Annotated in this window: 1 pseudogene; it reads right to left on the minus strand. The window is 46.6% G+C overall.

Annotation, left to right across the window (positions count from 1 at the left end):
* A pseudogene (locus LVY74_RS17695) lies at positions 1 to 268 on the minus strand (hypothetical protein); the annotation flags it as partial.

Raw genomic sequence — 268 nt, forward strand, 5'->3', positions numbered from 1 at the left:
ATTATTACAGGCGCTAATCGAATGGACACAACCAGGATAAACATAGACTTCGTGGACATTGGCCGCTGCGGCAGTGTAATCCGTTTGGGCTGTGGTTAGTCCCGTTTGTTTCTGGTCAACAATCACTTGAGCATCCACATATTCCTGAGTTGTTGGATCAAATGCATCACGAACAGAAACAGCAGCAGCATATTCACTCTGTGCTATCGCCAATACTGTAGCTGCATCATCCCGAGCCTCAAGATCTTCATCACGGGTCAGATAATCG

This window comes from Acinetobacter sp. ME22 (assembly GCF_022012315.1).
Classification (GTDB): Bacteria; Pseudomonadota; Gammaproteobacteria; order Pseudomonadales; family Moraxellaceae; genus Acinetobacter; species Acinetobacter brisouii_A.